Annotated in this window: 15 protein-coding genes and 1 pseudogene; 13 read left to right on the forward strand and 3 right to left on the reverse strand. The window is 45.5% G+C overall.

Annotation, left to right across the window (positions count from 1 at the left end; genetic code table 11):
• The first annotated feature begins 5 nt into the window (after window positions 1-5).
• Genes malX through AC2JF8_RS04865 form a run of 3 tightly spaced genes read left to right on the forward strand, consistent with a single transcriptional unit; the run spans window position 6 to window position 3298 of the window.
• A complete protein-coding gene (gene malX / locus AC2JF8_RS04855; protein ID WP_500761569.1) occupies window positions 6-1586 on the forward strand; it encodes a maltose/glucose-specific PTS transporter subunit IIBC in 1581 nt (526 codons plus the stop codon).
• 46 nt (window positions 1587-1632) lie between these two features.
• A complete protein-coding gene (locus AC2JF8_RS04860; protein ID WP_500761768.1) occupies window positions 1633-2820 on the forward strand; it encodes a MalY/PatB family protein in 1188 nt (395 codons plus the stop codon).
• A gap of 1 nt (window position 2821) precedes the next feature.
• The gene (locus tag AC2JF8_RS04865) at window positions 2822-3298 is read left to right on the forward strand and encodes a PTS sugar transporter subunit IIA (protein WP_500761571.1); all 477 of its coding nucleotides are present in this window, start codon (window positions 2822-2824) and stop codon (window positions 3296-3298) included.
• A gap of 484 nt (window positions 3299-3782) precedes the next feature.
• On the opposite strand, the gene AC2JF8_RS04870 is transcribed toward AC2JF8_RS04865, so the two are convergent.
• The 3 genes and pseudogenes from AC2JF8_RS04870 to AC2JF8_RS04880 all read right to left on the reverse strand — a co-directional run bounded on the left by AC2JF8_RS04870 (window position 3783) and on the right by AC2JF8_RS04880 (window position 5518).
• On the reverse strand, window positions 3783-4538 hold the full coding sequence (locus AC2JF8_RS04870; RefSeq protein ID WP_500761573.1) for a dihydrofolate reductase family protein: 756 nt from the start codon (window positions 4536-4538) through the stop codon (window positions 3783-3785).
• Window positions 4539-4578: 40 nt separating this feature from the next.
• Window positions 4579-4975, reverse strand: a pseudogene (locus tag AC2JF8_RS04875) (cyclophilin-like fold protein).
• 219 nt (window positions 4976-5194) lie between these two features.
• Entirely contained in the window at window positions 5195-5518 is a 324-nt protein-coding gene (locus AC2JF8_RS04880; protein WP_500761575.1) for a carboxymuconolactone decarboxylase family protein, read from the reverse strand.
• Window positions 5519-5832: 314 nt separating this feature from the next.
• Between AC2JF8_RS04880 and AC2JF8_RS04885 the strand changes: the two genes are divergently transcribed.
• The 10 genes from AC2JF8_RS04885 (at window position 5833) to AC2JF8_RS04930 (ending at window position 15959) form a co-directional block, all read left to right on the forward strand.
• On the forward strand, window positions 5833-6723 hold the full coding sequence (locus tag AC2JF8_RS04885) for a DUF3737 family protein (RefSeq protein ID WP_500761577.1): 891 nt from the start codon (window positions 5833-5835) through the stop codon (window positions 6721-6723).
• Between the two features lie 2 nt (window positions 6724-6725).
• Window positions 6726-7901: a MalY/PatB family protein gene (locus tag AC2JF8_RS04890; protein ID WP_500761579.1), complete on the forward strand. Its 1176-nt coding sequence runs from the start codon at window positions 6726-6728 to the stop codon at window positions 7899-7901.
• A gap of 169 nt (window positions 7902-8070) precedes the next feature.
• Window positions 8071-8463 (forward strand): GNAT family N-acetyltransferase, encoded by a 393-nt coding sequence (locus tag AC2JF8_RS04895; RefSeq protein WP_500761581.1) that lies wholly within the window; start codon window positions 8071-8073, stop codon window positions 8461-8463.
• 135 nt (window positions 8464-8598) lie between these two features.
• A complete protein-coding gene (locus tag AC2JF8_RS04900) occupies window positions 8599-8991 on the forward strand; it encodes a cytidine deaminase family protein (protein WP_500761770.1) in 393 nt (130 codons plus the stop codon).
• Complete coding sequence (locus AC2JF8_RS04905; RefSeq protein ID WP_500761583.1) at window positions 8991-9425, forward strand: ASCH domain-containing protein; 435 nt, start codon at window positions 8991-8993, stop codon at window positions 9423-9425. Before AC2JF8_RS04900 ends, AC2JF8_RS04905 begins: the two co-directional genes overlap by 1 nt.
• A gap of 323 nt (window positions 9426-9748) precedes the next feature.
• Window positions 9749-11308: an ATP-binding cassette domain-containing protein gene (locus AC2JF8_RS04910; RefSeq protein ID WP_500761586.1), complete on the forward strand. Its 1560-nt coding sequence runs from the start codon at window positions 9749-9751 to the stop codon at window positions 11306-11308.
• A gap of 61 nt (window positions 11309-11369) precedes the next feature.
• Window positions 11370-12929 (forward strand): ATP-binding cassette domain-containing protein, encoded by a 1560-nt coding sequence (locus AC2JF8_RS04915; protein WP_500761588.1) that lies wholly within the window; start codon window positions 11370-11372, stop codon window positions 12927-12929.
• A 363-nt stretch (window positions 12930-13292) separates the two neighbouring features.
• A complete protein-coding gene (locus AC2JF8_RS04920) occupies window positions 13293-14123 on the forward strand; it encodes an ABC transporter permease (RefSeq protein WP_500761590.1) in 831 nt (276 codons plus the stop codon).
• The gene (locus tag AC2JF8_RS04925) at window positions 14116-14904 is read left to right on the forward strand and encodes an ABC transporter permease (protein ID WP_500761592.1); all 789 of its coding nucleotides are present in this window, start codon (window positions 14116-14118) and stop codon (window positions 14902-14904) included. The genes AC2JF8_RS04920 and AC2JF8_RS04925 overlap by 8 nt, the downstream gene beginning before the upstream one ends.
• Window positions 14905-14915: 11 nt before the next feature.
• A complete protein-coding gene (locus AC2JF8_RS04930; protein ID WP_500761594.1) occupies window positions 14916-15959 on the forward strand; it encodes an ABC transporter ATP-binding protein in 1044 nt (347 codons plus the stop codon).
• The last annotated feature ends 4 nt before the right edge of the window (window positions 15960-15963 follow it).

Genomic DNA, 15963 nt, shown 5'->3' on the forward strand with positions numbered 1-15963 from the left:
CAATAATGAAAAAGAAAAAGAAAGACGAAAACAGTGAAAAAGTAACTGCTTGGGAATTTTTCCAAGGACTTGGTAAGACATTTATGCTGCCGGTTTCTTTATTAGCTTTTATGGGCTTGTTTTTAGGAATTGGCAGTGCATTTTCAAGCCCAAGCATGATGAAACTAGTGCCAATCTTGCAGGCACAACCTGTTCACCTGGTATTCTCGTTTCTGTCAACTATTGGTGGCTTTGCCTTCACGTACTTGCCAATTATGTTTGCAATGGCGATTCCGTTAGGTTTGGTACGCGAAGAAAAGGGAATTGCCGCCTATTCGGGTTTTATTGGTTATTTTGTCATGAATATGGCAATCAACTTTTATTTGACTATTACCAAACAATTGGCACCGGTAAGCAAGATGCAAGCAGCCGGCCAATCAAATACCTTTGGAATTCAAACAATTGAAATGGGTGTTTTAGGTGGTATTGTTGTAGGTTTGATTGTCTATGTCGTGCATAATCGGTTTTATAAAACACAATTGCCCGATTCATTTGCTTTCTTTAGTGGCGTCCGGTTCGTGCCGATTATGTCAGCAGTTGTTTTAGCAGTTGTGGGTTTAATTATTCCAATAATTTGGCCGGTTTTTGCCGCAATTATTAATTGGATCGGCTTGATTATCCAAAAGGCGGGTATTTTTGGTCCGTTTATCTACGGTACTTGTATTCGCTTGCTTATTCCGTTTGGATTGCACCACATTTTGCTTGCAATGGTCAGATTTACGCAGGCAGGTGGCACGGCGATTGTAGCTGGCCATAAAGTGGTTGGTGCGCTAAATATTTTTTACCAGCAACTGCAGCATGGATTGCCAATTAGCCATAGTGCAACGGCATTTCTGTCTCAGGGTTACATGCCAACAATGATGTTCGCTTTGCCGGCAGTTGCGTTAGCAATCTATAAAACATCATTTCCTAAGAATCGAAGAAAGATTAAGGGATTGCTAATATCGGGGGTAATTGCTTCTTTTGTAACGGGAATTACTGAGCCAATTGAGTTCTTATTCCTGTTTATTTCACCGGCATTGTACCTGTTCCACAGTGTTATGTCTGGGTTGGGCTACATGGTCATGGCTCTATTAAAAGTTGGAATTGGCAACACAGACGGTGGTATCTTAGACTGGTTGATTTTTGGGGTTCTTCAGGGACCACAAACTAAATATTGGCTTGTTCCAATTGTCGGTGCCGTCTGGTTTGCGGCCTACTACTTTGTCTTTAGCTGGGCAATTAAGAGGTTTAATTTGAAAACGCCCGGGCGTGAAGAGTCTAGTGCTGATAACAAGGATGAAAGTGGATTTAACGTACCAAATATTTTAGCAGGCGTAGGTGGTGTAGCTAATATTGTTAACGTTGACAATTGTGTCACACGTTTACGTTTAATTGTTAGAGATACTGACCTTGTTAATGAGAATCAACTGAAAGAAGCCGGTGCATTGGGCGTGATTGTTTTAGACAAGCACAATGTACAGGTTATTATCGGTACCCAGATTGCAACCGTCCGGCAAAAGTTTGATCAGTTAATTGATCAGCAGGGTAAATTGGCTACTTCTTAGTAAAGAAAACAATTTAGGATAAAATATTGGGAGAATATGATAATTGATGAAGTATAACTTTGATGAAGTAGTAGATCGTAGTGCCAGTCATTGCCGTAAATGGGATCGTTCTATTATTGAAAAACGCTTTGGCCCGATTCAAGATGATTTTATTCCCATGTGGATTGCCGATATGGATTTTAAGGCACCACGGGGAATTATTGATACCTTAGTAGAAATAAGCAAGAATGGCACCTTTGGCTATACCTATACCTATGATAAATTCTATTCGGCAGTGATTAATTGGCAAAAAAGCAGTCATCATGTGGATATAAAAAAGGACTGGATTACCTTAGGCTATGGCAGCGTGGCTACTATGTATAACTTGGTGCAGCAATTTTGTTCGAATCAGCATGGCGTAATGATGCTAACCCCGTGTTATGAACCATTTGCACGTTGTGCTAAGGACAATGATATTCCTGTTGTTACCAGCTCGCTAGAAATCCATGATGATTGCCGATATTACATTGACTGGCAAGATGTAGAGGAAAAGATGAAACGGCAAAAGCCCGCACTCTTTTTCTTCTGCAACCCCCACAATCCTTCCGGCCGTGTTTGGACGCAGGAAGAAGTCGAACATATTGCCAAGCTGTGCTTAGAGTATCACGTAATCATGGTCAGCGATGAGGTTCATAGCGAGCATATTCTGGATAATAAAGATACGCATTATTCGTCACTAAAATTACCCGGGAAATACCTAGATAATTTAATTTATTTAGTTTCGCCAAATAAGGTTTTTAACCTAGGCGGATTGAAAACGTCTTATTCTGTAATATCCGATGCTGCTTTACGCACAAGGTTACGTGATAATTATCGTAAAAACTCCATTACTTCGCCAAATATTTTCGGTGTAAATGCTATAGTTGCAGGATACGAGACGGGTGCCGATTGGCGCCATCAAATGGTTGAATATGTTTCTGATAATTATCGCCTAGCCAAGTCAATGCTAAAAGACAACCGGTTGATGCTTATGCCGATGGAATCGTCCTATTTGCTCTGGATTAAGGTAAGTGATCTAGGGATGAACGGAATTGAGATGACCCAAAAGCTGGCAACTGAAACGGGGGTCATCCTGGAATCTGGCCTCGACTTTGTTCAGGATGGTTTTGATTTTATCCGTGTTAATTTAGCAATGCCCCGTTTTGAGATTAAGGAAGCACTGACTAGGATTAATCATTTTATTGAAGGGATTTAAGATGTTTGGATTTTTAAAAAAGAGTAAAAAGCAAGAAATTGTAGCACCAGTGACGGGAACAATCGAAGAATTAACAGAATTAAATGACGGTGTTTTTTCAAGCGGGATGATGGGTCCAGGCTTTGCGATTGAGCCAACAGCCGGTGAGATTTGTTCACCAGTTACTGGTACGGTAGTATCCGTGTTCCCAACACGACACGCCATTAGTTTAACCGATGACCATGATCATGAAGTTCTGTTACACTTAGGAATCGACACGGTTGAATTAAAGGGCGAACCATTTACGATTCAGGTTGAGGCTGGCCAAGAGGTTAAGCAGGGCGATGCTTTGGGAAAAATGGATCTGGATTTAATTGAAAAAAAGGGTAAAAAAGCTAGTATGATTTTGTTATTCCCTAGTTTAAAGGATAAGCTCGTTAATTTGACTGCTGAAGGTAAAGTTGAAAAAGGTACAGTTGTAGCAGAAATTGCTGAATAACAGAGCGATTTACAATTTTTATGTGGAAATCATATATTAGGGTCTAATGCCAAGTACGAATTGGTATTAGACCCTTTGTTTTAAGAGATTTTGGTTATTTTGGGTAAATAATTTAAAATCACGTAATCAATTGCTAAGACAAGTTTGCTCGTATCTGTATTACACGCATAATTACGGTATAAAGATAATTGATGTTTCAGAGTCGGGGGATAATTATGACGTTAAAAGTAAGGAAGCAGGGCGCTTCTTTAATTGATGTTTCAACGTTAAAGAGAATGCAGAATACGAACTGGTTAGGGATGCTAGCAGCATTATTTCTTATGTCCCGAATTTTACTGGTTCCAAAAACATTGAGGTATACAAATTCAATTGCTGTATTTCTGATACGTTAAATGATAAATAAAACTAAAAAAACACCAAATTACATACTAGTAGTTTGGTGTTTTGCTTGCGTTCAATTTTTAATTAGTTTTGTTTCAAAGGCTTAAACCTGCTGATCAACTTTGTCGCGTGCACTTACGTTGTTGGGCGTGTAGCGCAGCCACAGGTTGCCTTCTTTTAGCACGCGACATTCCTTCAGCGTAAAGCCAATCGGGTGGGGATCTTGGGTAAACGCAGAGTTGAACAAGCGTGCACTGTCGGGCTGCCCGTCGATTGCCGGGGCGACCAGCATTGCAACTTCATCGCATAGCCCGGCCGAAAGGAAACTCCAGTTCAAGATGCCACCGCCGCCTAACAATACATTGCTCATGTGGTAAATTTTGACTAACTTGGACAACAATAGGGGAAGGTCAATATTTTCGTGTCCGGCCATTAGGTAAGAAATATTTCGTTCCCGCAGAAAGTGCTTGTAGCCGTTGCTGGCCGTATCGGTTAATACTTCAATTACCCCAGCCGGATGCCCCTCGTAGCTGGTCGTGTCCGATGACCAGTTGAGGCGGCCCTTGCGGTCTAAGGCAATGTAGTAAACGTCGTGGGCAACGGGACTGATATAGTCGCCCGCAGGCACTTCGGGCACCGCTTCATTGATAACGGGTGTTCCCTTGGCAAAGTATGAAGTGGAGGTGTTGCTGCCGTAGATCCACCCTTGGAAGTTATAGTCTTCGGTCAGCGAGTGCTCGAAACCTATTTGCTGGAAGATTTTAGAAGTGTATTTTGTCGGCAAGGCTTTGCTAAAATCGCCGGTAATCCGGCCATCTAGTGAAGTCAGAATAAAAAGCGTTATTTTTGGTCTAATCATAGTGAAATTCCTTCTTCCCATGATAAGTGAGGGCAAATGTTTAAAAAGAACATTTGCCCTCATAAAAACAAATAATCAATAATTTGACGGTCACCGGGCCGTGGCCGAGCAATTGCTTGAATTCCTTAACGTTGAGGTCGTTGATTTTGCCTAGTCTGGTAAAATTCCATGAATTCGGCTCGTAATAGATTACAAGCTTGTTCCCTTGAGAGAGAATCAGATCGCCGGCTTGGGTGGTCGTTTTGCGGCAAGTTTGTGCCTAATTCGCCGACTTTTTCCATGCTGCCATAGTCATCTGATTTTAAGGTCTTTTCAGTGGAACCAATCCAGTCGACTAGTGCTTGAGCCGAGGAATTGGGGGCCAGTGATGCGGTAAATTGCTTGCCGTTAATGTTCAAAATTAACATCTTTTGTTTAGGCGTCGATTTGCTGTTCATATGCCTACTGCGTACGTTTTTAAATGGGGGTATTAGTGTTAGGCAAAAATTTAATACGGGATAAATTCTTGCAGCTGCAGGCAGGTCAATGTGCAGAAACAGCGCCGCTCCTTTCTGTAATAGCGTGAGTGAAATAATATTTTAAAGTGCTTCTGATAAAATGGTGATTTCCGTAAATAAGCTAAAGCTTATCTTGCAAGGCGGCTTTTTCACCAAACATTATTTTTGATCCGAATAAACCTCTTGTGCAATTGCAAATGCTGACCAGACTTTTGGCCATCCGGCATAAAAGGCAACATGGGTGATTAGTTCAACCATTTCACTTTTAGTAACGCCGTTTTGTTTAGCAATTGCTATGTGAGCCTTTACCTGGGGCACGCCCTGGGTTATTAGGCTTGAAACGGTTATTAAGCTCCGATCATGTGCGCTCATTTTGTCTTCACGCGACCAGACCTCGCCAAATAGCACGTCATCATTCAATTCGGCAAATTTGGGTGCGAATTCACCCAAGTTGTCACGACCAGCTGTTTGTTTTTTAACCATTATGTAATCTCCTTAATATGTTTGCAGTGCTAATAATTGCTGCTGACGTCAGCAGCTTTTCTAACACCATTATTAGCCATAAAGTCAGTAATGGGAAATACCGATTGCTAATTATGATCGATTACCAATAGTTATATCTTTGCAATATGAAGAAGTATTACTTTTTGTAATTGAAAAGGCTAACTAATAAGTATTTTTATTTGCGCGGCTAGAGGCGGATAATTAATAGACATAAAAAGGTGCGTGGAGGCAAGGGGCTTTCGCGCATTTAGTCTACAAACTTACCGCAAAATTATATATGGAAAGAATGAAAAATGAATAGCATCAAAAACCATTATTACGAAGGAGAGCGCAGCCTGTTCGGCCTTAGGGATGCTACGCTAACGGGCGTTACCTTTGGCCAGGGCGAATCGCCGCTAAAAGAAGCGCGCAACATTAAGCTGCAAGATTCGATTTTTAAGTGGAAGTATCCACTTTGGTACGATGAAGACGTTGAAGTTGAGAATACCACCTTTGAGACGATGGCCCGCAGCGGAATCTGGTACACCAAGAATATTACGGTCAGGAATTCCGCGCTCCAGGCGCCGAAGCTTTTTAGGCGGGCACAAGGAATCGTGCTTGACCACGTGCACTTTGCCAATGCGGAAGAGACGATGTGGACCTGCAAGGACATCAGGATCACGAATAGCACGATTAGCGGCGACTACTTCGGCAAGGACAGCGAAGACATCTACCTGGACCACGTCAGCGTGATCGGCAATTATGTCTTTGACGGTGCCAAAAACGTCGAGGTGCATAACTCAACCTTTATTTCCAAGGACGCGTTCTGGAACTGTGAGAACGTAACGGTCTATGATTCCACGATTGATGGCGAATATTTAGCTTGGAACGGACACAAGCTTAAGTTTGTCAACTGCACGATTGAGAGTGAGCAGGGGCTTAACTACATCGATGAGTTAGAAATCAAAAATACGAGTCTGCTTCACACTGACCTAGCCTTCGAATACGTTTCACGTGTAACAGCGGAAATCACGAGTAAAATTGACAGCGTCAAGAACCCCATTTCGGGCAAGATTGCAGCCCCCGCAATTGGCGAGCTGATTGTGGATTCAGACAAGGTTGAACCCGACCAAACGGAAATTGTTTGTGCTAAAATTGGATTGAAGACAACACATTCAGATCAAAACCAAGAACCAAGGGATTAACAATGAACAAGTATGATTTTAGCAGCGCACCGGATAGAAGTCAGATTGATTCCGTCAAGTGGGATGTCAAGCCGGGTGAACTTCCGATGGCGCTGGCCGACATGGACTTTAAAACGGCGCCGGAAATAATCAGGGCACTGAAAAACAAGATTGACCTGGGCGCGTTTGGCTACGAATGGCCAAGAGCCGATTACTTTGCCGCTGTGGCGGACTGGTATGAGCGGGAGCACGGCCACCGGCCGCAGAGCGAGTGGATGATCTTCGTCACCGGCGTTATCCCCGCACTGTCAGCGATTGTCCGCCGCGCTTCCCACATTGGTGATAACGTTCTCGTGCAGGCACCAGTCTACAACATGTTTTATAACTCGATTGAGAATAACGGCCGCCACGTTTTATCCAATGACTTACTCTTTGATGGTGAAGATTATGCGATTAACTGGGATGATCTTGAACAAAAGCTGGCCCAACCACTGACTACGATGATGATCTTCTGCAACCCGCACAACCCAATTGGCAAAGTCTGGACGGGTGCGGAAGTGCAGCGGGTGGCTGACTTGTGCCACCAATATCATGTGGTGCTGGTATCTGATGAAATCCATGGCGACCTGGTTCGTTCAGGTGAGGATTACACGCCGGCTTTTACGGTTACGGGCAAGGCGCAAGATAATGTGATCGCCCTTGTTTCACCCAGCAAGACCTTCAACGTGGCGGCGCTGCATGCAGCCACCGTTATTGTTCCACGTGAAAACCTGCGGGCGATGGTCAACCGTGGTCTCAACAGTGACGAGGTGGCCGAGCCGAATCTGCTGGCCATTCCGGGGACAATCGCGGCCTACGAGGAGGGCCACGCTTGGCGGCAAGCCCTGCTTAAGCAGTTGAACGACAACTTTGCCTATGCGCGAAAATTCATTGACCTGCACCTGCCCGGCGTCCATGTAGTTGCGGGGACGGCGACCTACCTCATGTGGCTGGACGTGCATGCGGTGAGTTCGGATAGCCAAACCCTAGCCGCATACCTGCAGCGCGAAACGGGCCTGATTGTCTCGCCGGGCAGCGTCTACCGCGGCAACGGCCACGACTTTATCCGCATGAACCTGGCCTGCCCGCCAGCAATGGTGGAAGACGGTCTTAAACGCCTGCTGCACGGAATTGAAAAATATCAAGCCACGCAGAAGTAGCCTCTTAACCAATACTATATAGCTGATAAAAATTTCTGAGCTCGTTGTTACTATAATCTAGGTAGCAACGAGTTTTTTGGTATCAATGGGCATTAAGCTTGCACTTGAAAATTTATTAAAATATAATTAATATAAAATTACTTTTATAATTCAACAAAAGAGGAATTCAATGAAGCAAAATACCTTTCAGACAATTGGGCAGTTGACGCAGGAGAACGCAGCAGCTATTGCCCAAGATTGGCATTACGATGGCGAGTACGCCTTCTATGACATGGAAAATGACCAAGAGGACTACGAGGAGATCATGTCGCCCACGTTGCGGGGCGACCGCTACTTCCAGGTCTTGGACGAAGGGAGCCAACTCGTCGCTTTTTTCTGCCTGGAGGAGACGACCATACCGGGCCAGATAGAAGTTGGCCTGGGCATGGCTCCAAGTTTAACCGGCCACGGCCTGGGCATCCAGTTAATGCGGTTGATTGAGGACTACGTGCGGCGGATGCAAAACCGCGATACGATTATCCTAGCGGTAGCCAGCTTCAACAAGAGCGCCCTTAAGGTCTAGGGCAGGCTTTACGGTCACCGGCGCGGAACAAGCACCGTCAAATGGGGGCACCTATGAATTTATTCTCATGGCGAAAAATTTAACGTCGAAGTGATATGGACTGCATTTTTGCAGAGCCAATTAAGGAGATGTATGATGGATCAAAAATGGCAAGAAATGTACCAGGCAGCCAAGCGCGTGCAAGGCTTCCACGCACTGTCACCGCATATGGAGGCTGGCGGCGTTGCGGCCGCGGTCTTGGGTGCATCCGGCCAGATTTATACTGGGGTCTGCATCGATACGGCGTGCGGATTAGGCGTCTGTGCTGAGCGCAATGCCCTATTTAACATGATTACGCAGGGCGAAACGCGAATTGCCCGGGTGTTGGCCGTGATGTCCAACGGCAAGACCGGTGCGCCATGCGGGGCCTGCCGCGAGTTTATCGTCGAGATGATGGAAAAAGATTACCGGAGCGTTGAAGTGATGCTGGATTACAAGCAGGGCAAGGTAGCGCTAATAGGCGAATTAACGCCGGAATGGTGGCTATAATGAACCAGGAAGTTAAAGATTTTTGGCAAAATTTTTGCAAGCGGCACAGTATGGCAGTGGACACGCCGGTTGATGCCTGGGCCTTTGGCGATGATCCAGACGGACTGGCCGCTCTAGTAAAGCGTGGAATTAAAACGGCAACGACGTCGGCTTATGAGTTATACGACCAGAACGATGAATTGCCTCAAGTCGGCGAGTGGGGCATTGTTCTGACCAGCGCTGGGAGTCCGGTATGTGTGGTCCAGGAAAAGGTGGTAGAAATTGTGCCCTATAATTTGATTTCGGTTGAACATGCCTACCATGAAGGCGATCGCACTTATGAAAACTGGCGGAAAATCCATGACCGCTTTTTTAAGCAAGAATATGAAAGGGCGGGCAAAAAGTTTTACCCCCAAGCGCCGATGGTGTGTGAGGTCTTTGCCAAGGTGGACTGATTTTCCGCGTTAAGAGAAACTGGATAAACTACTTGGCAAAATTAAAAAACAATGATATATTAAGTCTAACTTAAGAAAACGAGGTAACTGCCTAAAATGAAGAACTAATTTCTGATTTTATTAATAAGCAAAAAGGGATTAATAATCTGTGCACGTCTTGTGCATGCTTTTGCCTATGATCAGAAATTAGTAATGAACTTTGTGCGGTTGTCTCTTTGTGACACTGGCTTTTTGTGCACTGCTAACCTGATTCTAGGCAATCGGTTAGCAGTGCTTTTTCTTTACGCAAAAGCTAAAGCACCGTTTAAAAGTGGGTGTTACACATGGAATATCTCAAAATAAACAATCTCAAACTAGAGTACCAGGGCGAACAGCTCTTTGAAGTGACGAGTTTAAACGTTCAAGAAAAACAACATATCGGACTAATTGGAGCAAATGGTGCCGGCAAGACAACACTGCTCAAAGTCTTGAACAATGAACCGGTAGTTTTTGACATCACAGGACAAGTCCAGCGCAATTGTCAAATTATCTCAGTGCCCCAGATTCTGACCTACGATGAGGAAAGTGGTGGTGAACGTAAAAAAGCCGCGATCATTGCCGCGGTTCAACGCTTGCGGCAGTACCCCAATGGCCTGCTTATGTTGGACGAACCCACGTCGAACTTGGATATCGAGCAGCAGGCTTGGCTGGTTCAGCTGCTCAACAGCCTGCCCCAGCCCCTAATCATTGTTAGTCACGACCGGAATTTTTTGAGGCAAACGGCTAACACGGTTTGGCAGGTTAAGGATCACAAGGTTAGGGAATATCGTGGTACTTATGATGAGCTTGTTGCAGTGGAAGAGAAGGAAGAGGAGAAGCAGACGCTTGAATACCAGCTCCAGGAGAAAAAAGTCCACAAATTAAAAGAGGCCCAGAAAAAACGCGAGTTAACGGGTCAGCAATTCAATAAAAAGAAAAAGAATATTTCCTGGTCCGACTGGAAGGATAAGAAGCTTCATCTAGGCGGAACGCAAAAAAGGATACTGCGCTCAAGCAAAGTGCTGGAAAAACGCGTTGAAAAAGAAGCGGCTAAATTGAAAAAGCCGGTAGTGCGGCATTCAATCACGCTCAATAATATACAATTCGATAACCTTGAATTGCCTAAAAACACCACTCTCTTACGAATTGAGCCGCAGAAAATTGCGATTGGGAAACGAAACTTGTTTGCAATACCCAGTCAGTTGAAAATCAAGAATGGCATGAAGATTGCGCTCGTTGGGCCTAACGGCAGCGGCAAGTCCGTCTTTCTCGGAGAATTATGGCGGAACAATCTTGTGCAGTGGGTTAACCCTAAGGTGAAGATTGGCTTCTTTCGGCAAAACATGACCCGGGAAAGAACGTCATCCAAGACCGTGCAAGCAGAAATTCAACGGACGAGCATCTTCGACAATACTGCAACCATGCAGCTGCTGGGCGACCTGCACCTGCGACCATTTTTGCAAACCGAAATCCGCAACCTGAGTGGCGGCCAACTGATCTGCTTCAAGCTGGCTAAAGTCTTGCTCGGCCGGCACAACCTGCTCATCCTGGATGAGTCTACGAACTTCCTGGACTTATCCGCCATCACAGCGCTAGAGGAATTCTTGCAGAACTACCCCTTTGCCGTAATTGTCGTTTCCCACGACCAAGAGTTTTTGGATAACCTTAATTTCACCACCTGGAAGATTCAGAAGCAGCAGCTGGTCTTGCCCACCACCTTTGTTAGCAAGAAGAATGCCCAGCAAGATAACCAGCTGGAACTTCTAAAATTTAAACGAGATCAATTGATGGCCCGGTCGGATTCTTCAATGAATGAGATTCAAAAAATTTCCCAGGAAATAAGCAGACTTTCAGAAATCAATTAACCGTTAAGCTCGCTGCTAATTTTTACTTTGGCAGCTGCTACTGAAGGGTAGGTGTCACCGCATGGAATATCTCAAAATAAGTAATCTTAAACTTGAATATAAGAATGAAGAGCTGCTTCGCATAAGTAGTCTGAATATCCAAGAAGGACAGCGCATCGGATTGATTGGAAACAATGGTGCTGGAAAAACAACTTTGCTCAAAGCGTTAAATGATGAACCAGTGGTTTTTGATATTACAGGACAGGTAAAGCGTAATTGTCAAATTGTCTCGGTACCCCAGATACTGGATTATGATGAAGAGAGCGGGGGAGAAAAAGAAAAATCTGCTATTGTAGAAGCAGTGGATAGACTACAACATTGCAGGACTGGACTATTGTTTTTGGATGAGCCTACGTCTAATCTTGATATTGACCAGCAGTCCTGGCTAGTTGAATTGGTAAATAATTTGGCACAACCAGTTTTAATTATTAGTCATGACCGCCATTTTTTGGAACAAACGGTAAACACCGTCTGGTTATTACAAGATAAAAAAGTAAGTCAATTCAGCGGAACATACGTTCAGCTTTGCGAAGCGATGAAAAAGGAGCGGGAAAAGCAGACAGTTACTTACCGTAATCAAAAAAAGCACGTTGAAAAATTGAAGAAGGCGCAAAGACAAAAAGAAGAAAAAGGCAAACGTGCCACTAAAAAGAAGAAGAATATATCTTGGTCCGACTGGAAAATCACCGATTCAAGTAAAATTCAAAAGCGGTTAATGCGATCAAGCACAATTCTCAAGGGCCGGATGGAAAAAGAAGCGGCTAAATTGAAAAAGCCGGTAGTGCGGCATTCAATCACGCTCAATAATATACAATTCGATAACCTTGAATTGCCTAAAAACACCACTCTCTTACGAATTGAGCCGCAGAAAATTGCGATTGGGAAACGAAACTTGTTTGCAATACCCAGTCAGTTGAAAATCAAGAATGGCATGAAGATTGCGCTCGTTGGGCCTAACGGCAGCGGCAAGTCCGTCTTCCTAAGCCAATTGGCTACGCAAAAAGTCAACGAATGGGTTAATCCTAAGGTGAAGATTGGCTTCTTTCGGCAAAATATGTCCCGGGAAAGAACGTCATCCAAGACCGTGCAAGCAGAAATTCAACGGACGAGTATCTTCGACAACACTGCAACTTTGCAATTGCTGGGCGACCTGCACCTGCGACCATTTTTGCAAACCGAAATCCGCAACCTGAGTGGCGGCCAACTGATCTGCTTCAAGCTGGCTAAAGTCTTGCTCGGCCGGCACAACCTGCTCATCCTGGATGAACCAACGAACTTCTTGGACTTATCAGCCATCACAGCGCTAGAAGAATTTTTAAAAAATTACCCCTTTGCCGTAATCGTCGTTTCCCACGACCAAGAGTTTTTGGATAACCTCAATTTCACCACCTGGAAGATTCAGAAGCAGCAGCTGGTCTTGCCCACCACCTTTGTTAGCAAAAAGAATGCCCAGCAAGATAACCAGCTGGAACTACTAAAATTTAAATTGGATCAGGCGCTCACGGACCCGAATGTGCCGATTGCTGAGATTCAAAGAATTAGGGGTGAAATAAACGAAATAGCAGGTAACAATACCAAATAATAATTTTGGTAAGGAAGTGTAACGCATGCCAACTGGATGAAATGCGCCGGTTACTGCGTCTACTTGGGCCAAAATGCCGTTAGGGAACTTGCTAATAAATTACAATAAAAAGGCGTTGAGATGATTTTCTCAGCGCCTTTTTGTTGCTCTTCATACAGTCAGAAGGATGCTAGGATAGATGCTTAAGCGCAATTTACTAATAATGTTCGTTTTTTATTCATTAAAATTTATTTTAAAAAATTAAATCCTTTAATTATCAGTTTTTTATAAACTTTATAACGTATAATCACATATTATGTTCGTATTAATTGTTGACGTGCAAAACAAAAACTGCTATTCTGGAAAGCAAATCGTAGGTAATCTATGAAGCAAAAATCAGCCGTCTGGCTCTTAGTTCCAGCATTTTTGGGGGTCTTAGTTTTTACCTTTTTCCCCCTTATTGAAATTATCGTTCCGACCTTCCAGGGTCGGGGCGGCTTCCTTTCACTGTACGTGCAGTTTTTGAAGAGTTCGTATAATTGGCAGGTGATTGGCCGCACACTGTTCATTGCATTCGTCACCGTTGCACTAGTCCTGCTATTGCGGCTGCCCATCTCTTTATGGATTGGCAGACAAAAAACGGTTATTAGGCAAATTTTGAGTTTGCTGATACTTTTCCCCATGTTAACCAACGCCGTCGTCAGAAATTTTGCCTGGATTATTATCCTGGGCCATGATGGCATAATTAATAAGGTGTTGCTCGAGCTGCATTTAATCACGGCCCCGCTGAATATTCTTTATTCAAATACCGCTATTATTATCGGCTCGGTTTACCTGTTTTTACCAATTATGATTAATTCCCTCGTTGGGAGCATTTCCGAATTAAACATTGAAATCGAGGAAGCCGCGGCGGTTCTGGGTGCAAGTCCGGTGCACTCACTGTTCAAGGTTGTCATTCCCCAGCTAACCACCGGCATTTTGACCGGCTGCATCCTGGTCTTTGCCGGCACCATGACCGCGTACACCACGCCGCAGATTTTGGGCGGCAACCGGCACTTGGTGATGTCGACGTTTATCTACCAGCAGGCGATGACCCTGGGGAACTGGCAGAATGCCAGCGTAATTGCCCTGGTGCTAATCCTGATTTCTGCGCTCTCGATGTGGATCATGAGGCGAATTACTAGTCATTTAGATCGAAGGCCGAGTTATGCTTGATCGTAAAAATAAAACACTGACGGTGATTTCGATTATTATCCTGGCCATGATTATGCTGCCGCTGATTTTAGTCGTGATTACGTCCTTTAATACCGCAAATTCAATTTCCCTACCGCTTACCGGGGTCACGTTTTCCTGGTACGCCAATATTTTTCAGCAGCCGGACTTCATTGCGGGCTTTGAATCGAGCCTGCTTGTGGCGCTGATTGCCAGCGGCCTGGCCCTAGTGGTCGGCATCCCGGCCGTTTACGCCCTGACCCGCTTTAACATCCACCGCGCTTCCTGGTTTCAGTCCTTCTTCCTGAGTCCTACGCTGATTCCGGAAATAGTGATCGGCTTTGCGCTTTACCAGGCGGCGGTGATCACGCTGCGCATCCCCGTTTTCATTAGCCTGATTATCGGCCACTTCATACTGTGCCTGCCCTACGTTATTCGCCTGATCACGGCGAGCATGCTGCTGATGGACAGCCACATTGAGGAAGCCGGCTGGATTTACGGCTGTTCGCTGAGAAGGGGCTTCTTCCTGATTGTTCTGCCCAACATCAAGGCAAGCATCATTGCCGCCTTCATGATGTGCTTCATCAATTCCTTCAATAATATTCCGCTGTCACTGTTCATGAACGGACCGTCGCTGACCATGCTGCCACCGGCAATCCTGAACTACCTGCAGAACAACTACGACCCGACCGTGTCCGCCATCTCGGTGATTTTGATGATTTTCACGGCACTGATGATGTTTTTGGTTGAAAAAGCAATCGGCATCAAAAATATTACTAAGTAGAGGTTACTACATTGGCAAATCTAGAAGTTAGAAAATTAGTAAAATCCTACGACGGCAAAACCAATGTCCTAGAGGATATTTCCTTCGCGGTTGAAGACGGCGAACTCGTGTCGATCCTGGGTGCGTCAGGCTGCGGTAAGACCACAACACTGCGGATCATCGCCGGGTTAATCGAAGAGACGAGCGGCCAGGTTCTGGTGGGCGGCAAGGACATCACGAAGGTGCCCGTTTACAAGAGAAACTTCGGCATGGTCTTCCAGAGCTACGCGCTGTTCCCGCACCTGAGCGTCTACGACAACGTTGCGTTTGGCCTGAAGATGCGCAAGGTCCCCCGGGACCAGATTAGGGAAAAGGTTGAGGCGATGCTGGAAATGACTGGCTTAAGCCAGCTGGCCAGCAAGTTTCCGGCCCAGCTTTCCGGTGGTCAGCAGCAGCGGGTTTCCCTGGCCCGCGCCCTGGTCACCAACCCGCAATTGCTGCTGATGGATGAGCCCCTCAGCAACCTCGATGCGAAGCTGCGGCTCAAGATGCGCGAGGAAATCTGCCGCCTGCAGCAGAAGATGAAGATCACGGTGCTCTTCGTTACCCACGACCAGCAGGAGTGCTTCGCCATTTCCGACCGGGTGCTGGTGATGAACCGGGGGCACATCGAACAGTTTGACACGCCTCAGAATATTTTTCACCATCCAAAAACGGAGTACGTTGCCCGCTTCGTCGGCTACGACAACTTCATTCCCGTCTCTGCCACTAGCCGGCAGGACGATTACCACGTTGAAAATCACGGTCAGGTCCTGGCCACCGGTGAAAGCAACGCGGCGGCAACCGTGTTGACAATCCGCCCCGAAAACATCCAGTTGAACGCGGGGGCGGAGGCCGCAAATACTCTTGCCGGTACGATTACCGGCCGCGAATACCTCGGACAGAGCTTCAAGTACACGGTTGAAACGCCCCTGGGCGTCCTCCAGGTTGAGGAGGCGCGCCAGAAAATGCGTGACCCGGGCGACCCGGTAACGGTCACCCTCCCGGCCAAGCACTTGCACCCACTGTCAAAGTAATTTA

It is taken from the genome of Lactobacillus sp. CA30L (genome assembly GCF_059900845.1).

What these genes read in the sequence shown, in the direction of transcription:
- malX (WP_500761569.1), top strand. Translation starts at nt 6, where the DNA reads ATGAAAAAGAAAAAGAAAGACGAAAACAGTGAAAAAGTAACTGCTTGG.
- AC2JF8_RS04860 (WP_500761768.1), top strand. Translation starts at nt 1,633, where the DNA reads ATGAAGTATAACTTTGATGAAGTAGTAGATCGTAGTGCCAGTCATTGC.
- AC2JF8_RS04865 (WP_500761571.1), top strand. Translation starts at nt 2,822, where the DNA reads ATGTTTGGATTTTTAAAAAAGAGTAAAAAGCAAGAAATTGTAGCACCA.
- AC2JF8_RS04870 (WP_500761573.1), bottom strand. Translation starts at nt 4,538, where the DNA reads ATGATTAGACCAAAAATAACGCTTTTTATTCTGACTTCACTAGATGGC.
- AC2JF8_RS04880 (WP_500761575.1), bottom strand. Translation starts at nt 5,518, where the DNA reads ATGGTTAAAAAACAAACAGCTGGTCGTGACAACTTGGGTGAATTCGCA.
- AC2JF8_RS04885 (WP_500761577.1), top strand. Translation starts at nt 5,833, where the DNA reads ATGAATAGCATCAAAAACCATTATTACGAAGGAGAGCGCAGCCTGTTC.
- AC2JF8_RS04890 (WP_500761579.1), top strand. Translation starts at nt 6,726, where the DNA reads ATGAACAAGTATGATTTTAGCAGCGCACCGGATAGAAGTCAGATTGAT.
- AC2JF8_RS04895 (WP_500761581.1), top strand. Translation starts at nt 8,071, where the DNA reads ATGAAGCAAAATACCTTTCAGACAATTGGGCAGTTGACGCAGGAGAAC.
- AC2JF8_RS04900 (WP_500761770.1), top strand. Translation starts at nt 8,599, where the DNA reads ATGGATCAAAAATGGCAAGAAATGTACCAGGCAGCCAAGCGCGTGCAA.
- AC2JF8_RS04905 (WP_500761583.1), top strand. Translation starts at nt 8,991, where the DNA reads ATGAACCAGGAAGTTAAAGATTTTTGGCAAAATTTTTGCAAGCGGCAC.
- AC2JF8_RS04910 (WP_500761586.1), top strand. Translation starts at nt 9,749, where the DNA reads ATGGAATATCTCAAAATAAACAATCTCAAACTAGAGTACCAGGGCGAA.
- AC2JF8_RS04915 (WP_500761588.1), top strand. Translation starts at nt 11,370, where the DNA reads ATGGAATATCTCAAAATAAGTAATCTTAAACTTGAATATAAGAATGAA.
- AC2JF8_RS04920 (WP_500761590.1), top strand. Translation starts at nt 13,293, where the DNA reads ATGAAGCAAAAATCAGCCGTCTGGCTCTTAGTTCCAGCATTTTTGGGG.
- AC2JF8_RS04925 (WP_500761592.1), top strand. Translation starts at nt 14,116, where the DNA reads ATGCTTGATCGTAAAAATAAAACACTGACGGTGATTTCGATTATTATC.